Raw genomic sequence first — 25,371 nt, forward strand, 5'->3', positions numbered from 1 at the left:
TGGCTGGGCCGGACCTGCCCGCCGGCGACCGGCGCGGGTAACGGCACCGAGGAGGCGGGGATGCCCCAGGAGGAGCCGGAGGAGCAGCCGGCCGACGCCTAGTTGTCATGTGCACGCATGTCTGTGTTCAGCGGACGGACCGACCTGCCGTGGGAGCTTCCCAAGGTCAGACCGTTCACGAGGCCCCTGTGGCAGAGGAGTCCGCGCATGACCGGAGCACCATCGCCCGACCGACGCCGCTTTCTGACCGCCGGTGCCGCCGTCCTCGGTGCCGCCGCCTCCGCCCAGCTCTGGCTGCCATCCACCGCCCGGGCCGCCGAAACCCCGCTGCCCGACAACGTGTTCAGTCTCGGTATCGCCTCGGGAGACCCGCTGCCCGACGGCATCGTGCTCTGGACCCGGCTCGCCCCCGACCCCCTGAACGGCGGCGGCATGCCCGGCGAGACCGTCCCCGTCGAGTGGGAGATCGCCGAGGACGAGCGGCTCCGCAAGGTCGTCCGCCGCGGCACCGCCCACGCCCGGCCCGAGTACGGGCACAGCGTCCACGTGGACGTACGAGGACTGCGCCCCGACCGCTCCTACTGGTACCGCTTCCGCGCCGGCGGCCGGATCTCCCCGACCGGCCGGACCCGCACCGCCCCCCACCCGCACGCCAGGGGCGGCTCGCTGCGCGTGGCCCTCGCCTCCTGCCAGAACTGGCAGCACGGCTACTTCACCCCGTACGCCGACATGCTCGCCCAGGACCCCGACGTCCTCCTCTTCGTCGGCGACTACATCTACGAGTCCACCCCGTCCTCCGCGGGCCCGCGCCGCCACGAGGGCACCGCGGAGCCGTACACCCTGGCGCAGTACCGCAACCGCTACGCCCAGTACCGCAGCGACCCCGACCTCGCCGCCATGCACGCGAACGCGCCCTGGGTGGTCACCTTCGACGACCACGAGGTCGACAACGACTGGGCCGGCGAGATCCCCCAGGACCCCGGCAAACAGTCCCACGACGCGTTCGTCGCCCGGCTCACCGCAGCCTTCCAGGCCTACTACGAGCACATGCCGGTCCGCGCCACCGCGATCCCCGACGGGCCGCACATCCAGATGTACCGCCGCCTGGAGTTCGGCCGCCTCGTCCGGCTGAACGTCCTCGACACCCGCCAGTTCCGCAGTGACCAGGTCACCAGCCAGGCCGCCGCCGAGGACTCCTCCCTCACCATGCTCGGCGCCGGGCAGAAGCAGTGGCTCCTCGACGGACTGCACCGCTCACCGGCGCGCTGGAACCTGGTCGCCTCGCAGATCATGATGGCCGAGACCGACATCCTGCCCGGAGACGGAAAACTCTGGTACTACGACGCCTGGGACGGCTACCAGGCCGAACGCAACGCCCTGCTCGACGAGTTCGCCTCCGTCCGCAACCCCGTGGTGCTCAGCGGTGACCGCCACCTCACCATGATCAGCGACCTGAAGAAGGACTTCGCGGATCCCTCCTCGGACGTCGTCGGCACCGAGTTCGTCGGCACCTCGATCTCCAGCAACGGCGACCAGGACCAGGCCGCCTTCCACGCCCAGTGGGACCCGCTGAAGGCCGACAACCCGCACTGGAAGGTCATCGACGCCCATCGCGGCTACCACCTCTTCGACATCCGTCGCGACGGCATCGACGCGCGCGTGCGGGTCGTCGACACCGTCCTCAAGCCCCAGGCCACCGCGAGCACCCTCGCCACCCTGCGCGTCGAGACCGACGAACCGGGCGTACAGGTCGTGTGACGTACGAACCGGGCACGTCAAAGGTCAAGTCCGTGTAACGGGAGCCTGGGACTCATCTGTGTCCCAGGCTCCTCTCAGGTGAACCTAAGGTAAACGTCTTACCTTCCGTTAACCATGGAGACGGACTGCACGAGAGGCGAAGCCCCGGTGAACCACGACGCCCCAAGCCCCACGAGCCGCACCGGTTCCCTTGCCGCCCTGCCCGCCGGCACCCGCCTGCTGCACATCGGCCCGCACAAGACGGGTACCACGGCCATCCAGGGCGCCCTGTTCGCCGCCAAGGACAAGCTGCCCGAACATGGCGTGGAGTTCCCTGCGACCACCCGGCACCCGATGGAAGCCGCCCTCGCGGCCTGCGCCCGGCCTGCGATGATGGGCGACGCCGTGCCCACCGAGAAGCACTGGACGAATCTGCTCAAGCGGGTCGAGGCAACCGGCCCGCGCACCTCGGTGATCAGCAGCGAGTTCTTCGCCGACGCCCCCGACGACGAGACCGTCGCCCGCATCGTCGAACAGCTCGGCGGCGACCGCGTCCACGTCCTCGTCACCCTCCGTCCGCTCGCCAGGATCATGCCCTCGCAGTGGCAGCAGTACGTGCAGAACGGACTGCGCATGGGCTACGAGGACTGGCTGGAGCACATGCTCCGCAAGGCCCCCTACGAGAAGCCCAACCCCAGCTTCTGGCACCGGCACCGGCACGACCGCCTCGTCGAACGCTGGGTCCGCGCGGCCGGCGCCGACCGGGTCACCGTCGTCGTGGTCGACGACCGGGACCGCGACGGCCTCATGCGCACTTTCGAAGCCCTCCTCGGACTCCCCGAAAAACTCCTCCAGCCCGTACCGGACACGGCGAACCGCTCCCTCACCCTCGCCGAGACCGAAATGCTGCGAAAGCTCAACGTGGAATTCCGCGGCAATGGACTCCCCGACGAGCTGTATTCCAAGCTCGTCCGCAACGGTGCCGTGATGCATATGAAGAACTCGTGCAGCCCCACCGCTGCCGACGTGAGGATCTCCACACCCGCCTGGGCCGTCGAGGCCGCCGGCCGCATCGGCGCCGAGATGGTGGAACGCATCGACACCATGGGCGTCCGCGTCATCGGGGACCCCGCCCTGCTCCACGCCCTGCCCGCCATCCCCGCACAGCCGGGACCGCCCGCCGCCGAGGCCCGCATCGCCCCGGAGGTCGCCGCCCAGGCGCTCTACGGCGCGCTCGCCGCGGCGGCCGCGGCACCGGTACGCCACACCGCCGAGGCCAAGGCGCGCACCGTGCACCAGACGTCGTCGAAGGAGCTCGTACGGGTCCTGGGGCACCGATGTCTGAAGAAGCTGCGTCAGCGGTGAGGGGCCGGGAGGCCGTGCAAGGGTGGACGGCTTAGCTCGCCTAAGCCGTCCCCGTAGCACGGCGTAGCGCCGCTGAGACGTGCCTTGCGTCACGCACAGCAATCGAAATGCGCTGTGCAGTTACTCACAGCAAATTCACGGAACTCTTCCCGTGGTCCGACGGGCGACGCCCATCACCAGCGAGGCAAGGTGAATGAAAGGTTGCGCGCACATATGCAGTGGACGGCGCTCACCTTGCACAGCGGTAACCGGAAGTGGGACCATTTCCAGGTTCCCTGATGCCCCAAGGTAGGTCACCTGTGTCCCAGCACATAGCCAAGCCCCGAACCACCGCAGTGATCCTGGCCGGTGGCACCGGCCAGCGGGTGGGTCTGTCGATACCGAAGCAGCTGCTGAAGATCGCAGGCAAGGCCGTCATCGAGCACACCTTGGCCACCTTCGAGAAGGCCGGCTCGATCGACGACATCATCGTGCTGATGGCACCGGGCTACGTCGCGGACGTCGAGAAGATCGTCGCCAAGGCCGGGCTCACCAAGGTCAAGAAGATCATCGAGGGCGGCAACACGCGGAACGAGACCACCGAGCGCGCCATCCGGGCACTCGGCGAGGGCCTGGCCGAGGGCGAGGACCGCAACGTCCTCTTCCACGACGCCGTACGCCCCCTGCTCTCACAGCGCGTCATCGACGACTGCGTGACCGCACTGGAGCGCTTCCAGGCCGTCGACGTCGCCATCCCCTCCGCCGACACCATCATCGTCACCCGCACCCACGGCGAGGACGGCGAGTTCATCACCGAGATCCCGGACCGCTCCCGGCTGCGCCGCGGCCAGACGCCCCAGGCGTTCAAGCTGTCCACGATCAAGCGGGCCTACGAGGTCGCCGCCGGCGACCCCAACTTCCAGGCCACCGACGACTGCTCCGTCGTCCTCAAGTACCTGCCGGACGTGCCGATCCACGTCGTCGCCGGCGACGAGTACAACATGAAGGTCACCCAGCCCGTCGACGTCTTCATCGCCGACAAGCTCTTCCAGCTGGCCTCCACCGCCGCCCCCGAGCAGAACGGCGAGGAGGACTACCGCGCACTCCTCACCGGCAAGACCGTGGTGATCTTCGGCGGCTCGTACGGCATCGGCAAGGACATCGCCGAACTCGCCGAGTCCTACGGCGCGAGCGTCTACGCCCTCGGCCGCTCCACCACCGGCACCCACGTGGAGAACCCGGAGGAGGTCGACGACGCGCTCTCCAAGGCGTACGCCGAGACCGGCCGCATCGACTACGTCGTCAACACCGCGGGCGTGCTGCGCATCGGCAAGCTCGCCGAGACCGACAACGCCACCATCGAGGAGGCGCTGAAGGTCAACTACCTGGCCCCGGTGCAGATCGCCCGCTCCAGCTACAAGTACCTCGCCGAGACCAAGGGCCAGCTGCTGCTCTACACCTCCAGCAGCTACACCCGCGGCCGCGCCGAGTACAGCCTCTACTCCTCCACCAAGGCCGCCATGGTGAACCTCACCCAGGCCCTGTCCGACGAGTGGGCCGGCGACGCCGTCCGCGTCAACTGCATCAACCCCGAGCGCACCGCCACCCCGATGCGCACCAAGGCGTTCGGCCAGGAGCCGGCGGGCTCCCTGCTCTCCTCCGAGGCCGTCGCCCGCACCTCTCTCGACGTGCTGCTCTCCGAGCTCACCGGCCATGTCATCGACGTCCGCCAGCAGGACCCGACGGCGGCCGCCGGCCAGGCCTCCGGCTTCGAGCAGGCCCTGGCCAGTGTCCTGGACCGGCAGGACGGCGTGGCATAATCAACAGTCATTAGACATCTGTAATTCAGGCCTCTGTGGTTGCGCGTTCGCGGATCATTCACAGGGGCCTGAAGCCGTAAAAACCCAGATCGAGCACCTGCCAGATCGTCCGCAAGGTCAAATTCCGGCCTTTTTGTCAGCAAAAGGTTCTCCGTGATATCCACCGCTATTCGCGTCGCCCGGGTGGGCAGCGCGGCCGAGCTGGCCGCGGCCGCACTCATGATGCTGGGCTTCCCGGTCCTCATGGTCGCCGCACTCGTACCGAGCGTGTACGCCTTCGCGGCCGCGGCCGCCGTCACATACCTTGCGGACCACTACCTGCACCGCAAGGGCAGCTACCTCGTCAACCGCCTGAGCAAGGTCCGGGCCGGTCTGTCGATCCGCTTCCTGATCCGGCAGCTGCTGCTGATCCTGCTGCTGGCCCGGATGGACCTCTCGAACGGCCTGATCTTCTACGGCGCGATCGCCTGCTTCATCGCCTTCTACGGCCTGCAGGCCCCGCACGGCGCAGTGGTCACCCTGATCCGCAACCGCCGCCGGATGCCGGTCGCCACGCGCAACGTCGACCTGAAGTCCCGCATCCACATCCCGGACGCCCCGCCGCTCGGTCTGCTCGACCGCTCCGCCGAGAAGATGCTCCACCTCGACCTCGCGGCCGTCGTCGGCCTGCTGGTCTCCGCGACCACCAACAGCGCCGTCGCCGGGTTCATCGGGGTCGGCATCACCCTCGGCCTGGGCTCCCTGTACGTCCTGGTGCTGACGCCGTACGTGCGCGGCCGCAAGACCCCGCCGGACGCCGACACCGTGCTGGCCGCCGTCGACGACTGGCTGGCCGAGTACCGGCCCGGGACCGTGCTGTACTTCTCCGGATCCAAGGACTCCGCCTACCAGGTCAACATGTGGCTGGAGACCATGGAACAGCTGGAGTCCCGCCCGCTGATCCTGCTGCGCGAGCGGGTCATCCTGCAGAGCCTCGCCCCCACCACCGTCCCCGTCATCTGCGTGCCCGGCGGCGTGCACCTGATGAACATGGACCTCTCCACGGTCCGCGTCGCCCTCTACGCGGCCAACGTCGGCAAGAACATCCACCTGCTGCGCGTCCCCACGATGAAGCACGTCTTCATCGGCCACGGCGACAGCGACAAGCTGGCCAGCGTCAACCCCTTCAGCAAGGTGTACGACGAGGTGTGGACCGCGGGCCGCGCCGGCCGCGACCGCTATGCCATCGCCGACGTCGGCGTCCGCGACGACGACATCGTCGAGGTCGGCCGTCCCCAGCTCGCGCCCATCCAGAAGTGGCAGGGCGTCCCCGACGGCCGTATCCCCACCGTGCTCTACGCGCCCACCTGGGAGGGCTGGGACGGCGACCCCGGCAACACCTCCCTCGTGCTCGCCGGCGAGAACATCGTGAAGAAGCTGGTCAAGGCCGACCCGCCGGTCCGCGTCCTGTACAAGCCGCACCCCTTCACCGGCACCGTCAGCGCCGAGGCCGGCGCCGCCCACCGGCGCGTCACCGCCCTCGTGCAGAAGGCCGCCGCCGCCCGGGCCGCCGATGCCCGCTTCACCGCCGACACGGACGCCCAGACGGCGGCGAAGGCCGAGCTGACCCGTATCGAGACCCGCCTGACCGAACTGGTCGGCACCGGCGACGACAAGCGCGACGAGGCCGAGGCCAGCCGGGACGACGTCGTCGACCTGAAGAAGCACGAGGAGATCGCCCGGCTGCGCGCCGACTGGAACGACTTCTACTGGCAGGCCCTGCCGTCGTACCAGCACGCCGTCGTCACCGGCGCCGAACCCCGGCTGTACGACTGCTTCAACGTCTCCGACGCGATGGTCTCCGACATCTCCAGCGTGGTCTCCGACTTCATCGCGAGCGGCAAGCCGTACGCCGTGACCGACTCCGCAGGCGTCGGCGTGGAGGAGTTCAAGCGGGCGAACACCGCCGTGCGCGCCGCCGTGATCCTCTCCAACAGCGCCAAGGAACTCGGCGGCCTGCTGGACGCCGTACGCGACCCGTCGGCCGATCCGCTGGCGGCGGACCGGGAGGAGCTCAAGCACTACCTGCTCGGGCCGGACGAGCCGACCTCCATCGACCAGTTCAACGCCGCCGTGGCGGCTCTCGCCCGGAAGGCCGAGACCCGCAACCTCGGCCAGGAGGCCCGGATCGCGGCCGGTGACCCCGAGGCGGCCGAACTCGCCGAGGCGCTGCCCGGCGGAAAGCCGCGGACGACCGCCGGCGAGGCGGAGGGCGCGGCCGCCGGCTGACACCCGCGCCGGACGCTCGCCAAGACCGCGAACGGGCTCGGTCCAAGGGGATTCCCCCCCGGGACCGAGCCCGTTCTGGCTTCCCCGGAGTTTTCTCTTACCTCTGCTTAGCAATGCACGGCCTTCTTCTTACCCGTGCTTCGCCGTCCGGGTTGAGCGGCTCTTACCGCGCGCCCGTACTGTCCGACGTAACCCGCTGTACACCACCCGGCTGTCCGTTCGTCATGTGAGCTGGGCCACTGAGTGCGTACTCGAAGGCAACCAGTCGCGTCGATCAGTCATCTAAGAGGTTGCGATCGAGGTGACGCAGGGGGAACGCACCATTGACTAGGGGGAAACGTGACCGTCGTTGCGCAGCCTGATGTGACCGTGATCATCGGGGCGTACGAAGCGATGCCGTACCTGGTCGAGTGCCTGGCCTCCGTGGAGCGCCAGACCCTCGACCCGGCCCGCGTGGAGGTCATCGCCGTCGACGACGGTTCCACCGACGGCACGGGGGAGTGCCTGGAGGAGTTCGCGGCCCGCACCGCCATGGCGGTGACCGTCATCCGCCAGGAGAACTCCGGCGGCCCCAGCGGCCCGCGCAACGTCGGCCTCGCCAAGGCGACCGGCCGCTACGTGTTCTTCCTGGACGCCGACGACCGCCTCGGCGACGAGGCACTGGAACGCATGGTCGCCATGGCCGACAAGAACGGCACCGACGTCGTCCTCGGCAAGGTCGAGGGGATCAACCGCAAAGCACCGCAGTCGATGTGGGGCAAGACCCTCGGCCGGACCGACGTCTTCTCCTCCAACATCAAGTTCGCGCTCAGCGCCCAGAAACTCTTCCGCCGCGCCCTGCTGGAACGGCACGGCATGCGGTTCGACGAGTCCCTGTGGACCGGCGAGGACGCGCTGTTCACCATGGAGGCCTACCTGCGCGCCGACGGCGTCTCCGTGGTCGCCGACTACCCCTGCTACTACCTCGTCGGCCGCGAGGACGGCAAACACGTCACCAAGAGCGGCAGCTACACCCTCCGCTTCGACTCCGCGCGCGCTCTGATGAACCTGATCGCCGACATGGTCCCGCCCGGGCCGCGGCGCGACAACCTCATGGTCCGGCCGTTCAAGGTCACGCTGCTCCCGCAGTTCGGCCCCAAGTTCCTCAAGGACACCGACGAGGTACGGCAGCACAAACTGGAACTCGCCAGACCCCTGATGGACGCTCACTGGAACCCCGAGGTGGCCCGCCGCCTCAAGGTCCACGAGCGGCTCCAGCTGCACCTGGTCGCCGTCCGGCGCACCGAACTCCTCCCGGACGTCGTCGAGTTCGTACAGGCCAAGAAGCAGCCCACCCCGGTCCTGGAGAAGCGCGGCACCTGCGTCTACCTCGGCTACCCGCACTTCCGTTCCAAGGCGGCCGGCCTCCCCGACTGGATCTACCTCGCCGAACCCCGCGAGGCCCGCGCCGTCCAGGGCTACCGCGAGGAGGCCGCCAACACCTTCCTGCGGCGCGCGCTGCGCAAACTGCGCCGGTCGCTGCCGACCCGTGACGTGAAGGCGGCGGCCGCCTGACCCGGCCGCGCGGCTACCCGCCCGACCCCAGTGCCCGGCGGATCGGCCTGCCCACGGCCCGCCGGGCGCGCCGGTAGACCGAGGCCGACGGCGCGGCGGCCTTCGCGGCGCGGGCCCCGGCACGCGCCAGCTCCTTCTCCAGCCGGGCGTTGTCCAGTGACAGTTCGTCGATACGGCTGTGCAGCCAGCCGAACCGCGAGGTGAGCGAGGCGACGTCCGCGTCGTTCCAGGGGCGGATTCCCGGCGGGAACGCCAGTGTCCGCATCCGCTCCTCGAAGGCCGCGCCGCCGTCGCCGTGCGTGAAGGTGTTCTCCAGCCCGTTCCTGTCGAGGAACCCGGTGAACCGTTCGAAACGCTCCTGGTGACCGCCGACCAGTCCGCCGAAGTCGGCCTCCGCGTACAGCTTCGCCGGGTCCGCCGACTCGGGGTCCTTCACCGCCTGGTCCAGCCGCCGGTGCGGGATCTCGAAGTAACGGCACAGTTCCAGCGTCCGCGAGTCACCGCACAGCACGGTGGCCGGTGTGCCGGCCAGCAGCGCCGCGATGTTGCCGTGGATACGCGAACCGAAGGAGAAGTCGAAGGAGCGCAGATCGTTGATCCAGGTGAACGGGTCGACGTAGACGCGCACCTTGTCCTCGCGGAACATCGGATGGTCCGGGTGTGTCGGCATCCCGGTCACCGCGGCGTTCGGATCCGACAGGTCCCGCCAGTGCAACTGTCGTGCGTCACTGAGGTTCTGGCCGACGAAACGCAGATGCGGATAGCGCTCGTGGGTGCGCGTGATGATCCGGTCCAGGCCCTGCGTGCGTACGGCGCTGTGCGAGCCGTTGATCGCGATCCGCGACTGCGGCGTCAGCTCCAGCGCCTTCTTGTCCACCGTGAGCCGCTCCCCGTACATGAACAGCGAAGGGCAGCCGATGACCTCGACATCCTTGAAGCCCATGTTCCGCAGGTACTGCTCGGTGAACTCGCCCCGCACGCCGATCGACGCACTGCGCTCCAGCACGGCCGCGCAGAACTCCCGCACGGTCGGCTCCATCCGCTTGAGCCGTTCCGGGTTGTAGCTCACCCCGGTCTGCGCGCCGACGCCGAGCACGACCACCGGGATGCTCAGCTTCGAGATCAGCCGGGTCATCCGCTTCAACGCGCTCTCGAAGGAGGGCCGGAAGGCGTTGGCGAGCGGAACGACGAAGGCGTCGTACTCCTCGTTGATGCGTGCAGCGGCGGAGACGTCGGAGGGCATGCCGTTCGAGACGACCTCGGTGCCCGGCGCCTCAAGGATCTTGTGGGCGGCATCGCTGAAGATCAGGTTGCCCGAGTTGGTGGCGATGACGTCCCGGTGCAGGGCCTCCTCGAGGGTGACGACGTCGTAGGGGCTCTTCCCCGACCTGAGGAGGATGCGCTTCATGCGGCGATCTTTAGATGACACAAACTTCAAATTAACTTTAAGTTCGTTTCGTTTTCCATAGACAGTCAACGCAACCTTTTTGCCAAGTACGGCACGTGCCTGAACCGTCACACGCTGTTCTGCCTGTCGCGGTCGATCTTCTGTCGATCGCCGGTCCGGCACTGGGCCGGGGCCTGTCCGGAGGCTGGACGGCCGGGCCTGGCATCGGTCCCCTTCGCGTAGATTGCTGCCACGCGCAAGGAAGTGGGGACAAGACGTGGCAAGGGCTAGGCAGGCTGTCGGCGAGGCCCGCAGGATCGTCGTCAAGGTGGGCTCCTCCTCGCTGACCACCGCCTCCGGCGGACTGGACGCCGACCGGGTCGACGCGCTCGTCGACGTCCTGGCCAAGAGCCGCAGCGGGGGAGAGAGGGAGATCGTCCTCGTCTCCTCCGGTGCCATCGCCGCCGGACTTGCCCCGCTCGGCCTGCGCCGCCGCCCCCGGGACCTGGCCCGCCAGCAGGCCGCCGCGAGTGTCGGCCAGGGGCTGCTCGTCGCCCGCTACACCGCCTCCTTCGCCCGCTACGCCGTCCGCGTCGGACAGGTCCTGCTCACCTCCGACGACATGAGCCGCCGCGCCCACCACCGCAATGCCTCCCGCACCCTCGACAAGCTGCTCGCGATGGGCGCGCTGCCGGTCGTCAACGAGAACGACACCGTCGCCACGGACGAGATCCGCTTCGGCGACAACGACCGCCTCGCCGCCCTCGTCGCCCACCTCGTCCACGCCGACCTGCTGGTCCTGCTCTCCGACGTCGACGGCGTCTACGACGGTGACCCCAGCAAACCCGGCACCTCGCGGATAGCGGAGGTGAAGCATCCCGAGGACCTCGCGGGCGTCGAGATCGGCAGCGCCGGGAAGGCGGGCGTCGGCACCGGCGGGATGGTCACCAAGGTCGAGGCCGCCAGGATCGCCGCCGCCGCGGGCATCCCGGTGGTCCTCACGAGCGCCGTGCACGCCGCCGACGCGCTCTCCGGCGCCGACACCGGCACCTACTTCCACCCCACCGGCAAACGGTCCGCAGACCGCCTCCTGTGGCTTCAGCACGCCTCCACCCCGCAGGGCTCGCTCACCCTCGACGACGGCGCCGTCCGCGCGGTCGTCGAGGGCCGCAAGTCGCTGCTGCCCGCCGGGATCGCCGCCGTGGAGGGCGAGTTCGCCGCCGGCGACGCGGTCGAACTCCGCGACACCGACGGACACGCGGTGGCCCGCGGGCTCGTCAGCTTCGACGCCAAGGAGATCCCCCAGCTGATCGGGCGTTCGACCAGGGAGCTGGCACGGGAACTGGGCGCCGCGTACGAACGCGAGGTCGTACACAGGGACGACCTGGTGATCCTGCACCCGTAAAACGGGACGTAACGACGGACCCCGGTGGGGGACGTTCCGTAAAACCGCCACACGAACCCTTTCGGCCTGCTCAACTTTGTCTCAGGACCACGTTCCGCAACGAGCACAGCTGAAGGAGACCGTCGTGAGACGAGTGCGCCCTGGGGCTGCGGCCTCCCGCGGTGCTCTGACGAGCGTCGCGGCCGGGGACACCTACGAGGAGCCGAAGGACCTGCCACGCCTGTGGCACGTCACCCTCAGCGTGTGCGGTGCCGAGGTCCCCCTGCCGGAACTGCGCCGCGGACTCGAACAACTGGCCCACGACCACCCGTTCCTCCTCACCAGCCGCTACGCCTGCGACCACGCCGAGATCCGCTACTGGGAAGAGGCCCGCGACCTCCACGACGCCGCCGCCGTCGCCCTGCGCCTGTGGGGCGAGCACCGCCAGACCGCCGGTCTGCCGGCCTGGGAGATCGTCGGCCTCGAGGTCATCGACCGCGCCACCTACCACCAGCGGATCGCCGAGGGCCACGGCCCGCCGCCCGCCACACCGGTCGGCATCCACCCCTTCTGACACCGCCCCGACACCGGCCGGTATTCACCCGTTTTGGGCCACGTCTCGCGGTGTGGAATGACGCGTGAACGGCCGGCCGGGGCGCACTACCCTTCCTTTATGACCACGCTCTCGCCGTACGACGCCATGTCCCCGGTCACCCAGGCCGCCTACCGTGCCAAGGCCGCCGCCGCCGACCTCGCGCCGCTGCCGCGTGCCATGAAGGACGACGCGCTGCTCGCCGTCGCGGACGCCCTGGAGGTCCGTACGAGCGAGATCGTCGAGGCCAACGCCAAGGACATCGCCAAGGCCCGCGAGAACGGCACCAGCGAGGCGATCATCGACCGCCTCACCCTCACCCCCGAGCGGGTCCGCGCCATCGCCTCCGACGTCCGCGACGTGGCGAAGCTGCCCGACCCGGTCGGTGAGGTCGTCCGCGGCTCCACCCTCCCCAACGGCATCGACCTGCGCCAGGTCCGCGTCCCGCTCGGCGTCGTCGGCATCATCTACGAGGCCCGCCCGAACGTCACCGTCGACGCCGCCGCCCTCTGCCTGAAGTCCGGCAACGCGGTCCTGCTGCGCGGCTCCGCCTCCGCCTACGAGTCGAACACGGCGCTGGTGAGGGTCCTGCGCGACGCCGTCGGCGGCGCCGGGCTGCCCGCCGACGCGATCCAGCTGGTGCCCGGCGAGGGCCGCGAGTCCGTCCACGAGCTGATGCGCGCCCGCGGCCTCGTCGACGTCCTCATCCCGCGCGGCGGCGCCTCCCTCATCCAGACCGTCGTCATGGAGTCGAAGGTCCCGGTCATCGAGACCGGCACCGGCAACTGCCACGTCTACGTCGACGCCCACGCCGACATCGACATGGCCGTCGACATCCTCATCAACTCCAAGGCGCAGCGGGTCAGCGTCTGCAACGCCGCCGAGACCCTCCTCGTCCACCAGGACATCGCCCCCGAGTTCCTGCCGCGCGCCCTGGACGCCCTGGCCGAGGCCGGTGTCACCGTGCACGCCGACGAACGCGTCCTGGCCTACGCCAAGGACTCCAAGGCGACCGTCGTCGAGGCGGTACCGGAGGACTGGGAGACCGAGTACCTGTCGTACGACATCGCCGCCGCCGTCGTCGACTCCCTCGACAAGGCCGTCGAGCACATCCGGCTGTGGACCTCCGGGCACACCGAGGCCATCGTCACCACCTCACAGCAGGCCGCGCGCCGCTTCACCCAGCTGGTCGACTCCACCACCGTCGCCGTGAACGCCTCCACCCGGTTCACCGACGGCGGCCAGTTCGGCTTCGGCGCCGAGATCGGCATCTCCACGCAGAAGCTGCACGCCCGCGGCCCCATGGGCCTGCCGGAGCTGACCAGCACCAAGTACATCGTCACCGGCGACGGCCACATCCGCCGCTGACGCCCGTGCACCCGGACGGCGCTGCCCTGCCGTGAACCCGGACGGCGGCGCCCCGTCGCGTGCGGGCGCGCGGAAGGCCGTACGCACGCCGCAGGGCGCGCGCAGGGCGGGTACGCACGCCGTAGGGCGCGCGGAAGGGCGTGCGGGCCCCGGGACCGGCGTGAGAGGCGTCTCACCGGGCCCATGAATTTCCATACCGTCTGCCCAAATTGATCCCCCAGGTCTACTCTGGATCCGTGCCGGAGGACGTGGGGGGCACGCCGTTTCCCGACGGCTGGGACCCCGACGACGACCATGACCACGGGATGTCGGACGAAGAATTCGACACCGTGGTCTTCGACGAGGCCTTCGTGAAGGCGGCCGTGGTCCACGAGCCGACCGCCGTCGAACGCCTCCTTGCCGCCGCCCAGGCCAGAGCCGAGGCCTCCGAGGCCGAGGCCCGCCGCGCCCACGCCAGAGGCGAGCGCTACGACGACGGCTACGGCCCCGACAGCCCCGATTTCGGGCACGCCGGCGAACTCGACGACCTGGACGACGCCGACGTACTCGAAGACGGATACGGCACCGCCGGGACGTACGGCAAACACGTCCGCTGGCACCGCCCCGTCGCCTGGGTGCTCGCCGTCGTCATGGGCGTCGGCATGGTCGCCCTCGCCTTCGCCGCGGTCTACCGCGGCGCCTCCTCGGGCGGCAGCCGCGACCAGGTGCCCAGGCCCCCCTCCACCGGCCAGGAACAGGGCACCGCGGCGGTGCCCTCGGTGTCCGCCGACTACTCCCAGCCCGCCAAGGCGGCGGCCTCCGCGCTCCCGCGCACCCCCTGACCGGCCGCGGCCGCCCTGGTGGCAGTCGTGGTGAGAACCTGTCAGAAGTTGTCGTGTAGCAGGGCGTTTACCTGAGGCTCCCGAGACCTACTCTGAAAGTATGGGCGGGCCAGGAGACCCACCCGAGGGGACACCCGAGGGCGGCCCCGTGGGTGGTGAGGACGAGTACCGATCCGTCGTCTTCGACGAATCGTTCGTTCGGGCTGCCCGCCTCCAGGAGTCCTCCGCGCGCGAACGCATGACCGACCACGCGCCGGCTGTACGCCGGCGCCCGCCCCTGCGCCGGGGCCTCACCCGTCAGGCCCTGGTCCTCGTCGTGCTGATCCTGGTCGCCTTCGGCACCGCGATCTACATGGGCGTACGCCACCCCTACGGCACCGACGAAGCCCAGCAGCCCGTCGAACCGCTGCGGATGACCGTCATCCCGCTCTCCCCGCAGGGCGCGGTGCCCGGCGCCGCCGACGCCGAGACCCTGTTCGCGCACAGCCCCGCCGCGCAGTACGAGGTCGGCGCCGAGGGGATACCGCTGCCGGCCGCGCGGAGCACCGCGCACTTCTCCGACAGCCAGGTGGTCACCGCACTGACCACGGTCAAGGACTACCTCGTCCGCTCCTCGCTCTACCCCGAGGTCCTCGACAGCAGCGAGGTGCGGCCCACGCGGGCGCTGCTCGACCCCGGTCAGCTCGACCAGTTCGACCAGAGCGTCGACCACCCCACGGCGGACGGCCGGCACGCCCTCACCGGGTGGCTGGTCCGCTTCGACCCCACCCGCGCCGAACTCGCCGACCCGAAGATCCGCGTCCAGGGCAACCTGACGGCCGCCGAGACCGACCCGGCCACCCTGGAGGTCACCGCCGACCACACCTTCGTCTACGCGCTGCGGCCCACCGGAGCCCCGGCCGGCGCCGAGGTCTCCCTGTTCACCGTCCGCCGCGAGCTGACCTTCCGCTTCGACCGCGACGACCTGCGCCTGCACCAGACCCAGCTGGTCGTCTCCTACGTCCAGGCGGGCCCGCTGTCCTGCGCGGAGGACGCCGCCGACCACCTGCACCCCCTGCTGGCCGGCCAGACGGCCAAGGCGGGCGGCCCGGCGGGCACGGACCCGTTCGCCACGGACAGCGCCACCGCCCTGTGCGGGACACTGGCCGCGGCGGCCGAGCCGAAGGTCTGACAGCTACTCCTCGCCGTCCCGCGGGGGAGTGTCCTGCGGCGGCGCGTCCTGCGGCGGCGCGTCCTTCGGCGGCGGCGCGCTCGTGAACCCCTCGAAGCCGCGCCTGACCCGGCCGCCCAGTCCGCCCGCCCCGCCCGCGATGTCCGTGACCAGCTTCATCAGCGGGTCCTTGGAGCTCTTCACATCGCCGGCGTAACTCGCCGCGGACTCCTTGAACGAATCGCTGACCGAGGTGTCCTTGTCCTCGGTGCGCCGCGGGTAGTGACCGTCCATGATCCGCTGGTGGTCACGGGACTCGGCCCACTTCTTCAGCTCGGCCGCGCGGACCGTGGTGAAGGGGTGCGAGCGCGGCAGTACGTTGAGGATCTTCAGCACCGAGTCGCGCAGGTCACCGCCCGCCTCGTACTCCTCGGCCTGCTGCAGGAACGCGTCCACGTTCATCTCGTGCAGGTGATTGCCGCCCGCAATCTTCATCAGCCCGCGCATCGAGGCCCGCACGTCCTGGCCCACCAGCAGACCGGCCCGGTCGGCGGACAGCTCCGACTTGCGGAACCACTCCCGCAGGGCCGTCACGATCGCCAGGATCGCCAGATTCCCCAGCGGTATCCAGGCGACCTTGAGGGCGAGACTGGTCAGGAACAGCAGGATCGTCCGGTACACCGAGTGCCCGGACAGGGCGTGCCCCACCTCGTGGCCGACGACCGCGCGCATCTCCTCCTCGTCGAGGAGCTCCACCAGTCCCGTGGTCACCACGATGATCGGCTCGTCCAGGCCGATGCACATCGCGTTCGGCTGCGGATCCTGCGTCACGTACATCGGCGGGACCTTCTCCAGGTCCAGGATGTAACAGGCGTCCCGCAGCATGTCGTTCAGGTGTGCGAACTGCTGGTCGGACACCCGGACCGAGTCGGACAGGAACAGCAGCCTGAGACTCCGCTCCGGAAGGAGCCCGCTGAGCGCCTTGAACACCGCGTCGAAGCCGCTGAGCTTGCGCAGCGCCACCAGCGCCGAACGGTCCGCCGGATGCTCGTACGCACGCGAGGAGATCCCCGGGAACCGCCTGCGCTGCCTGCTCGGCACGCGCTCGTGCCCGTTCTGCTCGTGGCCGTCGTCGGACATGTCATCCCCCAGGTGCGTGAGTGTCCACTGTGTGCCCCCGAAGCAGGGCCCAGCCTAGGCGGCGATACCGTGGACGGGCAGTACAGCCGAAGGAGTCCTCATGGAGCACCACCCCCGGGCCGCCTGGCTCGACCAGGCCGCGAGCGCCGCCCAGCACCAGGGCTCGGGCGATCTGCTCCGGGTCGTCCTCGTCGTCATGTTCGTCGGCTGCGCACTGACTGCCTGGTTCCTGCTGCGCGGGTACAAACAGAAGGACGACTGAGCCGCCGGGATCGTTCCGGACGTCGGTCCAACGGAGGAGTCGGCGTGATCGACGCCGAGCCGCCCGCATACGATGGGCCGACATCTTTATCCCGCCCACACGCGATAGGTCCTGCCGCAGATGATGAATCTTCACAGCGCCGCTGCCCAGTCGGTCACCCTCGCCGCCGAGGGCGGCAACCACAACAGCCTCAACCCGGCCGTCACCGGCGGCGGCGCCCTCGTCATCCTGCTGCTCCTGCTGTGGATCACCACCCGCTTCAACCGCGACCGCTGAGCCGGACGCCGAGCCCGGCACCGGTCCTCCGGGCGGGGCCCACGGGCCGGGCCGGTAGGGTCTGCACGCATGGGAGAGCAGGACATGCCTACCGGTCCGGTGCATGATGAAGCCGACTACGCCGGCCACACGGTGACGACCCCGCGGTACACGCCGGCGGGCCCCGCGCACACCGGCAAACGCCGCCTCGGCGTCATGGGCGGAACGTTCGACCCGATCCACCACGGTCACCTCGTGGCGGCCAGCGAGGTCGCCGCGCAGTTCCACCTCGACGAGGTGGTGTTCGTGCCCACCGGGCAGCCGTGGCAGAAGACCGCCCGCGCCGTCTCGCCGGCCGAGGACCGCTACCTGATGACGGTCATCGCGACCGCGGAGAACCCGCAGTTCTCCGTCAGCCGCATCGACATCGACCGCGGCGGCCCCACCTACACCGTCGACACCCTGCGCGACCTGCGGGCGCTCAACCCCGACACCGACCTGTACTTCATCACCGGTGCCGACGCGCTCGGCCAGATCCTCACCTGGCGGGACTCGGAGGAACTCTTCTCCCTGGCCCACTTCATCGGCTGCACCCGGCCCGGCCACCATCTGACCGACCGCGGTCTCCCCGAGGGCGGCGTCTCGCTGGTGGAGGTTCCCGCGCTCGCCATCTCCTCCACAGACTGCCGTGCGAGAGTCGCCAAGGGCGACCCCATCTGGTACATGGTGCCCGACGGAGTCGTGCGCTACATCGACAAGCGCGAGCTGTACCGCGGCGAGTGAACCGAGAGGGGCACCGGTGAACGACCGATACGACGCGGGCTACGGAAACGACCAGTACGTACTCGTCGGCTACGACGAGTACGGACAGCCGGTGTACCGCCAGATCCCGGCTCAACAGCAGCAGACGTACGACCCCTACGCGGGCCGGCAGGGACAGGGCCAGGGGCAGGGCCAGGGGCAGGGCTACGGCTACGACCCGTACGCCGGCGCCGCCCAGCAGGCCGCGCCGTCCTACGACACCGGGCAGCAGGCGCCCGTCTACGACACCGGGCAGCAGGCGCCCGTCTACGACACCGGGCAGCAGCCGGCCACGCCCGCGTACGACCCGTACGGCACCGGCGGCCACGCCGCCTACGACCCCTACGGGCAGGCGGCCACCAGCGGCCGGCAGCCCCGGGTCGCCGAACAGACCGCGCACATCCCGCAGCAGGCCGGACCGGCCGACCAGTCCGCAGTTCCCCGGCCGGACGACGACGAACGGGACTACCACACCGGCCAGTTCGCGTTCGTCGAACAGCCCGACGGTGACTCCGAGGACGTCATCGACTGGCTGAACTTCACCGAGAACCGCACCGAGCGCCGCGAGGAGGCCAAGCGCCGCGCCCGCAGCCGCGTGATCGCCCTGGCCGTCGTCCTCGCCCTGGTGGCCGTCGGCGGTGTCGGCTACCTCTGGTACGCCGGAAAACTCCCCGGTCTGTCCTCCTCCGGCACCAAGGCCGGTACGACGACCTCCGCGGCCGCCCAGAAACGCGACGTGATCGTCGTCCACCTGCACAACACCGGCGGTGGCGGCACCTCGACCGTGCTGCTCGTGGACAACACCACCACCAAGCAGGGCAGCACCGTCCTGCTGCCCAACTCCCTCGCCCTCACCGACGACGACGGCACCACCACGACCCTCGCCAAGTCCGTCGACGACGACGGCTCCTCCGGCACCCGCGACCAGCTCGACACCGTCCTCGGCACCAACATCGAGGGCACCTGGCGACTCGACACCCCCTACCTGCAGAACCTCGTCGAACTCGTCGGCAACATAGACATCGACACCAACGCCGACGTCCCCGACCCGAACGCCAAGAAGAAGGGCGAGGCGCCCCTCGTCCACCAGGGCAAGGACCAGACCCTCGGAGGCAAGGCCGCCGTCGCCTACGCCACCTACCGCGCCTCCGGCGAGGCCCAGAACGCCCAGCTGGAGCGGTTCGGGCAGGTCATGCAGGGCGTGCTGCGCAAGATGTCCTCCGACGCCTCCGCCGCGACGACCACCGTGCAGACCCTCGCCCAGATCCTCGACCCGTCCCTCACCGACAAGGATCTCGGCACCTTCCTCGCCAAGCTCGCCGACCTCGCCAAGGACGGCGACTACAAGACCGCCCTGCTGCCCGTGCGGAGCGACGGCACGCTCAGCGCCGAGACCAGCTCCAGCGTGGTCAAGGACATCCTCGGCGGCACCGCCAAGAGCCCCTCGGCGGGCTCCGCGATCCGCGTCTCCGTCCAGAACGCCACCGGCGTCAAGGACGACACCGAGAAGGCCCGCGTGGTCCTCGTCAACGGCGGCTACACCTTCCTGGAAGGCGGCACGGCCTCCGGCACCCAGGCCCGCTCCAAGGTGCTGTACTCCGACGCCGCCGACAAGGAGAACGCCACCGAGGTCGCCAAGACCCTCGGCCTCGGCACCGGCGCCGTCCAGAAGGGCACGGTCGGCTCGGGCGCCGACGTCTCGGTCGTCCTCGGCCAGGACTACAAGCCGTCCTCCTCCTGAGCAGCGGCCCCTCGCACCCCACGTGACGCGGTAATCACGTGGGGTGCGGCCGTCGGTCCGTGAGACCCTTGAGGGCAAACGACCGCCGAGGGAAAGCCACGCAGTGACCGCAACCGACCGTTCCATCGAGCTCATCACCGCCGCCGCCCAGGCGGCCGCCGACAAGCTCGCCCACGACGTCATCGCCTACGACGTCAGCGACGTCCTGTCGATCACGGACGCCTTCCTGCTGGCTTCCGCGCCCAACGACCGCCAGGTCAAGTCGATCGTCGACGAGATCGAGGAACGCCTGCAGAAGGAACTCGGCGCCAAGCCGGTGCGCCGCGAGGGCGACCGTGAGTCCCGCTGGATCCTGCTCGACTACGTCGACATCGTCGTCCACGTCCAGCACAGCGAGGAGCGCGTCTTCTACGCCCTGGAGCGGCTGTGGAAGGACTGCCCCGAGATCGAGCTGCCGGCCGACGCCAAGGCCACCCGCGGCAAGGCCGCGGAGCACGCCAGGCTGCAGGCCGCCGAGGACACCGGCGAGCCGGGCGGGGAGTGGTGATGAGCGCCACGGGCGAGGTGACCGACCGCCGGGGCCGCGGCCGCCGCATCATCCTGTGGCGGCACGGCCAGACCGCCTGGAACGTGGAGCGCCGCTTCCAGGGCTCCACCGACGTCGAGCTCACCGAGACCGGCATCGGCCAGGCCCGCCGCGCGGCCCGTCTGCTCGCCTCCCTGGGCCCGGACGCGATCGTCTCCTCCGACCTGCGGCGGGCCGCCGACACGGCCGCCCAGCTCGCCGCCCTCACCTCCCTCGACGTGATCCGCGACGAGGGGCTGCGGGAGACCTACGCGGGCGTGTGGCAGGGCCTCACCCACGAGGAGATCATCACCCGCCACGGCGACGAGTACGCCGCCTGGAAGCGCGGCGAGCCGGTCCGCCGCGGTGGCGGCGAACTGGAGACCGAGGTCGCCGACCGGGCCGCCCCCGTCGTGCTCCGGCACGCCGAGAAACTCCCCGAGGACGGCACTCTCGTCGTGGTCAGCCACGGCGGCACCATCCGCACCACCATCGGCCGCCTCCTCGGCCTGGAGTCCCGGCACTGGGAGAGCCTCGGCGGCCTCACCAACTGCTGCTGGTCCGTGCTCGGCGAAGGCGCCCGCGGCTGGCGGCTCCTGGAACACAACGCCGGCACCCTCCCGGAGCCCGTCCTCGGCGACGACGACTGAGGATCCGCCGGCCACCTGGCCTCGCCGGGACCCGGATTTCACTTTCCGGCAGGTCGCAGGCTAAAGTTCTTCTTGTTCGCCCCGCCGAGCGGAAAGACGGGAAGAACGCAAGGGGCTATAGCTCAGTTGGTAGAGCGCCTGCATGGCATGCAGGAGGTCAGGAGTTCAATTCTCCTTAGCTCCACAGATCGGCACTCAGCACACCGTCGAGTTGCCAAAGATCGGTGAGTAAGAATCCCGTCCTCTTTCAGAGGGCGGGATTTTCTGCGTTCCACTCCCGGACGATCTCGGTGGTCTCCTCCTCCGTCACCGGCCACAGCCGCTGCCTGCGTCTGCGCAGCAACGCCGTCCGCTCCCGTGCCCGTTCGTCCTCCGGGGTGTAGACCACGATCCGCGCCTCCGGCATCCCGTCGATCGACAGCGACTGCGACGTCATCCGCAGCTCGCCCACCGCCTCATGACGGAACGTCTTCACCCGCGGCCCCGGCTGCGCCACCGCCCCGTTCGCCCACAATCGGGCGAAGTACCCGCTGGCCTGGGACAGCGCCCGTATGAAGTCCTCCCAGGCCGGCTCACCGACATGCCTGCCGTAGGAGGACCGCAGGGTCGCCACCATCATCGGCAGTTCACGATCCCGGTGCACCACCGGGCAGGCCTCCTCCGAGACCGTGAACAGCGTCCACAGCACGTTCGGCACGCCGATCCGCACCGTCTCCGGCACCAGGAACAGATCCCGGTGGGCGGCGTTGGTGGCCAGCACGTCGTAACGCGAGGTGTACACCGCCGCCATCAGCGGGTCGAGCGCGTCGAGGATGCCCTGCACCCCCGCGCCGACGGACCGGGACAGCCCTTCCGGCACCGGGGCGAACGGCACCTCCGCCAGCCGGTACAGATGCTCCCGCTCCGGCGGGTCCAGCCTCAGCGTCCGCGCCACCGCGTCCAGCACCTGCGCCGACGCGTTGATCGGCCGGCCCTGCTCCAGCCACGTGTACCAGGTCACGCCCACGCCGGAGAGCTGGGCGACCTCCTCCCGGCGCAGCCCGGGCGTGCGCCGCCGCAGCCCCGGCGGCATCCCGACGTCCGCCGGCTGCACCCGGGCCCGCCTGCTGCGCAGGAACGCGGCCAGCTCCGGCCTGCGGCGGTGTGCTGTCGTCGCCATCGTCACGCCCCCCGTCGTCACGTCTTCCATCGTGGGCGCAGTCCCCGCCCGCTGCCAGGTGCTGCCAGTACCAGCATCGGCGGGCTCTCGGCACCCTTACCGGACCGCCACCACGCTCGGACGCATGACGACCACATCCCGGACGGGCCCGGTTCCCGCGCCCGCTCCGACCCCTGCCAAAAGTGAAACACCCGGCACTGACAACCGGCGCCGGCTGCTTCTCGCGGCCGTCCTCGCGGCCCTCTTCATGGCCGTGCTGGACGTCTTCATCGTGAACGTCGCGGCCCCCACCATGGGTTCCGAACTCCACGCCTCCGGCGCCGACTTGCAACTGGTCGTGGCCGGCTACGCCATCACCTACTCGGTGCTGCTGATCACCGGTGCCCGGCTCGGCGACCGGTTCGGCCACGGCCGGGCCCACCTCGCCGGCCTCGCCCTGTTCACCACCGCGTCACTCGCCTGCGGGCTGGCCCAGGGTGCCACCGAGCTGATCGTGTTCCGGCTGGTGCAGGGTGCCGGATCGGCGGTGATGATCCCGCAGGTCCTCAGCATCATCCAGCGTGCCTTCACCGGCGAGGCCCGCGTCCGGGCGCTCGGCGCCTACTCGGCGGTCCTCGCGGTCGGCGCCGCCGCCGGGCAGGTCGTCGGCGGCTTCCTGGTCAGCGCCGACCTGTTCGGCACCGGCTGGCGGCCGGTCTTCCTCGTCAACGTGCCCGTCGGCGCCGTACTCCTCGTCCTTGGCCGGCGCGTGCTGCCGCTCGGCGCGGGATCCGGTCCCGAGCGGGCCCGCGGCCTGGACCTGCCCGGCCTGGTCCTGCTGGGCGCCGCCGTGTCGCTGCTGACGGTTCCGCTGGTGCTGGGCCAGGAGGAGGACTGGCCGCTGTGGTCCTGGCTGTCCCTGGCCGCCGCCGTGCTCCTGTTCACACTGTTCTGCGGCTACGAGTCGAGGCTGGCCCGGCGCGGCGGCGCCCCGATCGTCGCGCCCCGGGTGCTGCGCCATCCCGGGATGGGCCTGGCCGTCCTGCGCATCCTCGCCGCCATGGCCGTCAACGCCGGATTCCTCTTCACCCTCACCCTGCACGTCCAGAGCGGCCTCGGCTACAGCGCGCTGCGCGCCGGTCTCACCTTCGCGCCGACCGCCGTCGCCTTCGGGGCGGTCGCCCTCACCTGGCGCAGGTGGCCGGCCGCCTGGCAGCGGGCGCTGCCCCCGGCCGGGTTCGTGCTCACCGCGCTGGGCGTGGCCGGCGTCGGGCTGGCCTTCCACGGGGGCGGCGACGGAGGCGCGCAGCTCTATGTGGCGTACGCCGGAGTGGGCGCGGGGCTCGCGCTCGCGTTCAGCCCCACGCTCACCGGCGCGCTCGCAACCGTGCGCCCCGAGGACGCGGCGGACGCCAGCGGACTCCTCGCGACCGTCACCCAGCTGGGCCAGCTCATCGGCGTCGCCGCGTTCGGCACACTGTTCTTGAACCGGCTTGAGTCAGTCGGGGGCCCGCAGGCGTATACCTCTGCGGAGGCGCTGTCAGCCTGTGCATGGGCGCTCGCCGCGACGGCGGCCGCGGGTGCCGTGTCCGGACTGGTACTGAGGCGTCGCTGACCGTATTGGTCCGGCCGTGGCAGAATCAAACGGCCGGAAGGGGGCGCGGCCCGACGGGAGGAGTAGCGATGCCTGCGAGCATCCTTGAGGAGGGCGGCCACCTCCTCGGTGCGGCGTTGATACGGGACACGATCACCCGGCTGCTCTGCCCTTCCTGCGGTTCCGCGCATGTCGCCCAAGTGCTGGGCGACAACGGCGGGATCTCCTACGTGTGCACGGCCTGCGGCCACAGCTGGAGCTGATCGATGGGTGCACACAGGCGGAAATGCGACTGGTGCGGGAGCGGTACCCCGATCGTCCGCGACATGGAGCCGATCAACCCCGACTACCAGTACTGGTGCGAGGAATGCGCGCGGGCGCTGATCATAAAAGGCGACCCGATCGAGACCTACCGTGAGCTGGAGGGCGAGCCGATCTACGGCCGGCTCCTCGAAGAGCACTGCACGCTCAAGCGGTTCTATTCGTTCGTCACGGCCTGAACGGGGCCCGGCTTCGGCAACGATGTCCGGGCGAGCGCGAGGAACAGCAGCCCGGTGACGGTGTAGAGGCCCGACAGCGTCAAGGCGACGGCGTCCTGGTGCAGTTCGGGCCGTCCGTGCCCGTGCGGCACCCACCACAGGGCGTACGAGCAGAAGACGAGCACCGTGGCCGCGGCCGCCGTCCGCTGCCCGTGCGTCCACAGCAGCAGCACCACCGGCACGCACCACACCCAGTGGTGCGACCAGGACACCGGGCTGATCAGCAGCGCGGTCACCGCGCAGACGGCCACCGCCCAGGCCCGCCGGCCTCGCAACTCCGCCGTCACCGCCAGCGCGAGCCCCAGGAGGGCCGTCAGGGCCGCCGCGGCGGCCCAGACGGCTCCCGGCTCGGAAGTGTGCAGCAGACGCGCCAGAACGCCGCGCAGGGCCTGATTCGCGGTCTCCTCGGCCCGCCCCACCCGCCCCGTCCGGAACACCATCCCGGTCCAGAACCGCCACGAGTCGTACGGCAGGACGGCCGCCGCCAGCAGGGTCGCCCCCGCGAAGGCGGCCGCCGCCCCGCGCGCGTGCCGCAGCCACGGACCTCCGTCCCGTCCTGTGAGGCGGGCGGCCAGGCCCGTGGCGAGCAGGAACACCGCGAACAGGGCGGGTGTCAGCTTGACCGCGGCCGCGAGCCCCACTCCCACCCCCGCCCAGCGGTCCGGGCGTTCGGCGGGACGGCGTGACAGATCCCACAGCACCAGTACGGCCAGCAGCAGATTGACCTGCCCGTAGCGCATGGTCGTCCACACGGGCTCGCACCAGACCGCCGCCGCCGCGACCCACAGGACGCGCTCCACGCGCGCGTGACCGACGAGCCGGACGGACAGCCCGACGAACACAAGCAGCAGGGCGAGGTTCCCCGCTGTCGCCAGCGTGCGCATGCCCGTGACGTCCAGCAGTGTCAGCGGGGTGAACAACAGCGCCGCGAACGGGGGATACGTGGACGGCAGCTGAGCCGCCGTCGTACGCAGCGCGTAGAGATCGCCGCCCGCGCGGACGGTCGCCCCCTCCGCCCGGTAGACCATCAGGTCGATCATCGACACGTGCGCGGCCCGCTGGGCCAGCCAGAACACCGTGAACGACAGGAGACACGCCCCCAGGGCCACCGGCACCCGGCGCCGGGTCTCGGAGAACGCGATCACGGTCACGAAGTCCGACACTAGCGCCCGTATCCGCATAGAACGGAAACGATTTGGTGGTGCACCCCGTCGACCGTGTAATGTTGGCGTCGCCGCCAGGGCAACCGGGCGGATCAGAA

The 25,371-nt window shown here is 70.3% G+C and carries 23 protein-coding genes and 1 tRNA gene; 20 read left to right on the plus strand and 4 right to left on the minus strand.

Going from position 1 to position 25,371, the window contains the following annotated elements:
- Positions 1–207 precede the first annotated feature (207 nt).
- The 5 genes from AB0P24_RS31865 (at position 208) to AB0P24_RS31885 (ending at position 8,723) form a co-directional block, all read left to right on the plus strand.
- Positions 208–1,758 (plus strand): alkaline phosphatase D family protein, encoded by a 1,551-nt coding sequence (locus AB0P24_RS31865; RefSeq protein WP_365800085.1) that lies wholly within the window; start codon positions 208–210, stop codon positions 1,756–1,758.
- A 114-nt stretch (positions 1,759–1,872) separates the two neighbouring features.
- Positions 1,873–3,102 carry a hypothetical protein gene (locus AB0P24_RS31870; protein WP_365800087.1) on the plus strand — a complete coding sequence of 410 codons (1,230 nt, stop codon included), beginning with the start codon at positions 1,873–1,875 and terminating at the stop codon, positions 3,100–3,102.
- Positions 3,103–3,401: 299 nt separating this feature from the next.
- Positions 3,402–4,901, plus strand: coding sequence for a bifunctional cytidylyltransferase/SDR family oxidoreductase (locus AB0P24_RS31875; protein WP_365800089.1), 1,500 nt, complete (start codon positions 3,402–3,404; stop codon positions 4,899–4,901).
- Between the two features lie 153 nt (positions 4,902–5,054).
- The gene (locus tag AB0P24_RS31880) at positions 5,055–7,169 is read left to right on the plus strand and encodes a hypothetical protein (protein WP_365800091.1); all 2,115 of its coding nucleotides are present in this window, start codon (positions 5,055–5,057) and stop codon (positions 7,167–7,169) included.
- A 393-nt stretch (positions 7,170–7,562) separates the two neighbouring features.
- The gene (locus AB0P24_RS31885; RefSeq protein ID WP_365800199.1) at positions 7,563–8,723 is read left to right on the plus strand and encodes a glycosyltransferase family 2 protein; all 1,161 of its coding nucleotides are present in this window, start codon (positions 7,563–7,565) and stop codon (positions 8,721–8,723) included.
- A gap of 13 nt (positions 8,724–8,736) precedes the next feature.
- On the opposite strand, the gene AB0P24_RS31890 is transcribed toward AB0P24_RS31885, so the two are convergent.
- A complete protein-coding gene (locus AB0P24_RS31890; protein ID WP_365800093.1) occupies positions 8,737–10,131 on the minus strand; it encodes a polysaccharide pyruvyl transferase family protein in 1,395 nt (464 codons plus the stop codon).
- Positions 10,132–10,387: 256 nt separating this feature from the next.
- Between AB0P24_RS31890 and proB the strand changes: the two genes are divergently transcribed.
- From proB to AB0P24_RS31915, 5 genes are all read left to right on the plus strand, one after another.
- Complete coding sequence (gene proB, locus AB0P24_RS31895; RefSeq protein ID WP_365800095.1) at positions 10,388–11,515, plus strand: glutamate 5-kinase; 1,128 nt, start codon at positions 10,388–10,390, stop codon at positions 11,513–11,515.
- A gap of 124 nt (positions 11,516–11,639) precedes the next feature.
- Complete coding sequence (locus AB0P24_RS31900) at positions 11,640–12,068, plus strand: hypothetical protein (protein WP_181801626.1); 429 nt, start codon at positions 11,640–11,642, stop codon at positions 12,066–12,068.
- Between the two features lie 99 nt (positions 12,069–12,167).
- Complete coding sequence (locus AB0P24_RS31905) at positions 12,168–13,454, plus strand: glutamate-5-semialdehyde dehydrogenase (RefSeq protein ID WP_365800097.1); 1,287 nt, start codon at positions 12,168–12,170, stop codon at positions 13,452–13,454.
- Between the two features lie 236 nt (positions 13,455–13,690).
- On the plus strand, positions 13,691–14,275 hold the full coding sequence (locus tag AB0P24_RS31910; protein WP_365800099.1) for a hypothetical protein: 585 nt from the start codon (positions 13,691–13,693) through the stop codon (positions 14,273–14,275).
- A 100-nt stretch (positions 14,276–14,375) separates the two neighbouring features.
- The gene (locus tag AB0P24_RS31915; RefSeq protein WP_365800101.1) at positions 14,376–15,446 is read left to right on the plus strand and encodes a hypothetical protein; all 1,071 of its coding nucleotides are present in this window, start codon (positions 14,376–14,378) and stop codon (positions 15,444–15,446) included.
- Between the two features lie 3 nt (positions 15,447–15,449).
- On the opposite strand, the gene AB0P24_RS31920 is transcribed toward AB0P24_RS31915, so the two are convergent.
- On the minus strand, positions 15,450–16,565 hold the full coding sequence (locus AB0P24_RS31920; protein ID WP_365800103.1) for a M48 family metallopeptidase: 1,116 nt from the start codon (positions 16,563–16,565) through the stop codon (positions 15,450–15,452).
- A gap of 100 nt (positions 16,566–16,665) precedes the next feature.
- Here AB0P24_RS31920 and AB0P24_RS31925 point away from each other — a divergent pair, with 100 nt between their 5' ends.
- The 7 genes from AB0P24_RS31925 (at position 16,666) to AB0P24_RS31955 (ending at position 21,023) form a co-directional block, all read left to right on the plus strand.
- The gene (locus tag AB0P24_RS31925) at positions 16,666–16,827 is read left to right on the plus strand and encodes a hypothetical protein (RefSeq protein WP_181801631.1); all 162 of its coding nucleotides are present in this window, start codon (positions 16,666–16,668) and stop codon (positions 16,825–16,827) included.
- Between the two features lie 120 nt (positions 16,828–16,947).
- Entirely contained in the window at positions 16,948–17,103 is a 156-nt protein-coding gene (locus AB0P24_RS31930; RefSeq protein WP_365800205.1) for a hypothetical protein, read from the plus strand.
- 69 nt (positions 17,104–17,172) lie between these two features.
- The gene (gene nadD / locus AB0P24_RS31935; RefSeq protein WP_234539478.1) at positions 17,173–17,865 is read left to right on the plus strand and encodes a nicotinate-nucleotide adenylyltransferase; all 693 of its coding nucleotides are present in this window, start codon (positions 17,173–17,175) and stop codon (positions 17,863–17,865) included.
- 16 nt (positions 17,866–17,881) lie between these two features.
- A complete protein-coding gene (locus AB0P24_RS31940; RefSeq protein ID WP_365800105.1) occupies positions 17,882–19,624 on the plus strand; it encodes an LCP family protein in 1,743 nt (580 codons plus the stop codon).
- 103 nt (positions 19,625–19,727) lie between these two features.
- Positions 19,728–20,171, plus strand: a complete 444-nt coding sequence (rsfS, locus tag AB0P24_RS31945; RefSeq protein WP_234539474.1) for a ribosome silencing factor — start codon at positions 19,728–19,730, stop codon at positions 20,169–20,171.
- A complete protein-coding gene (locus AB0P24_RS31950) occupies positions 20,171–20,839 on the plus strand; it encodes a histidine phosphatase family protein (protein ID WP_365800107.1) in 669 nt (222 codons plus the stop codon). Before rsfS ends, AB0P24_RS31950 begins: the two co-directional genes overlap by 1 nt.
- Before the next feature lie 111 nt (positions 20,840–20,950).
- A tRNA-Ala gene (locus AB0P24_RS31955) sits at positions 20,951–21,023 on the plus strand.
- Between the two features lie 63 nt (positions 21,024–21,086).
- Here AB0P24_RS31955 and AB0P24_RS31960 read toward each other — a convergent pair.
- Entirely contained in the window at positions 21,087–22,028 is a 942-nt protein-coding gene (locus AB0P24_RS31960) for a helix-turn-helix transcriptional regulator (protein WP_365800109.1), read from the minus strand.
- Positions 22,029–22,122: 94 nt separating this feature from the next.
- On the opposite strand from AB0P24_RS31960, the gene AB0P24_RS31965 reads away from it, so the two are divergent.
- The 3 genes from AB0P24_RS31965 (at position 22,123) to AB0P24_RS31975 (ending at position 24,071) form a co-directional block, all read left to right on the plus strand.
- A complete protein-coding gene (locus tag AB0P24_RS31965; protein WP_365800111.1) occupies positions 22,123–23,592 on the plus strand; it encodes an MFS transporter in 1,470 nt (489 codons plus the stop codon).
- Between the two features lie 68 nt (positions 23,593–23,660).
- Positions 23,661–23,834 (plus strand): hypothetical protein, encoded by a 174-nt coding sequence (locus AB0P24_RS31970; protein WP_107408581.1) that lies wholly within the window; start codon positions 23,661–23,663, stop codon positions 23,832–23,834.
- Positions 23,835–23,837: 3 nt separating this feature from the next.
- Positions 23,838–24,071, plus strand: coding sequence for a hypothetical protein (locus AB0P24_RS31975; protein ID WP_006136074.1), 234 nt, complete (start codon positions 23,838–23,840; stop codon positions 24,069–24,071).
- Here AB0P24_RS31975 and AB0P24_RS31980 read toward each other — a convergent pair.
- Complete coding sequence (locus AB0P24_RS31980) at positions 24,050–25,261, minus strand: glycosyltransferase 87 family protein (protein WP_365800113.1); 1,212 nt, start codon at positions 25,259–25,261, stop codon at positions 24,050–24,052. The two genes, AB0P24_RS31975 and AB0P24_RS31980, sit on opposite strands and share 22 nt — an antisense overlap.
- Between the last annotated feature and the right edge of the window lie 110 nt (positions 25,262–25,371).

Origin of the sequence: Streptomyces sp. NPDC086519 (genome assembly GCF_040686075.1) — a bacterium.
In the GTDB taxonomy this organism is placed as follows: Bacteria; Actinomycetota; Actinomycetes; order Streptomycetales; family Streptomycetaceae; genus Streptomyces; species Streptomyces shenzhenensis.

Coding starts and splice junctions, on each gene's coding strand:
- AB0P24_RS31905 (WP_365800097.1), top strand. CDS start 12,168: ATGACCACGCTCTCGCCGTACGACGCCATGTCCCCGGTCACCCAGGCC.
- AB0P24_RS31925 (WP_181801631.1), top strand. CDS start 16,666: ATGGAGCACCACCCCCGGGCCGCCTGGCTCGACCAGGCCGCGAGCGCC.
- AB0P24_RS31885 (WP_365800199.1), top strand. CDS start 7,563: ATGCCGTACCTGGTCGAGTGCCTGGCCTCCGTGGAGCGCCAGACCCTC.
- AB0P24_RS31870 (WP_365800087.1), top strand. CDS start 1,873: ATGGAGACGGACTGCACGAGAGGCGAAGCCCCGGTGAACCACGACGCC.
- AB0P24_RS31960 (WP_365800109.1), bottom strand. CDS start 22,028: ATGGAAGACGTGACGACGGGGGGCGTGACGATGGCGACGACAGCACAC.
- AB0P24_RS31965 (WP_365800111.1), top strand. CDS start 22,123: ATGACGACCACATCCCGGACGGGCCCGGTTCCCGCGCCCGCTCCGACC.
- nadD (WP_234539478.1), top strand. CDS start 17,173: ATGGGAGAGCAGGACATGCCTACCGGTCCGGTGCATGATGAAGCCGAC.
- AB0P24_RS31915 (WP_365800101.1), top strand. CDS start 14,376: ATGGGCGGGCCAGGAGACCCACCCGAGGGGACACCCGAGGGCGGCCCC.
- AB0P24_RS31950 (WP_365800107.1), top strand. CDS start 20,171: ATGAGCGCCACGGGCGAGGTGACCGACCGCCGGGGCCGCGGCCGCCGC.
- AB0P24_RS31865 (WP_365800085.1), top strand. CDS start 208: ATGACCGGAGCACCATCGCCCGACCGACGCCGCTTTCTGACCGCCGGT.
- AB0P24_RS31930 (WP_365800205.1), top strand. CDS start 16,948: ATGATGAATCTTCACAGCGCCGCTGCCCAGTCGGTCACCCTCGCCGCC.
- AB0P24_RS31970 (WP_107408581.1), top strand. CDS start 23,661: ATGCCTGCGAGCATCCTTGAGGAGGGCGGCCACCTCCTCGGTGCGGCG.
- AB0P24_RS31890 (WP_365800093.1), bottom strand. CDS start 10,131: ATGAAGCGCATCCTCCTCAGGTCGGGGAAGAGCCCCTACGACGTCGTC.
- AB0P24_RS31920 (WP_365800103.1), bottom strand. CDS start 16,565: ATGTCCGACGACGGCCACGAGCAGAACGGGCACGAGCGCGTGCCGAGC.
- AB0P24_RS31975 (WP_006136074.1), top strand. CDS start 23,838: ATGGGTGCACACAGGCGGAAATGCGACTGGTGCGGGAGCGGTACCCCG.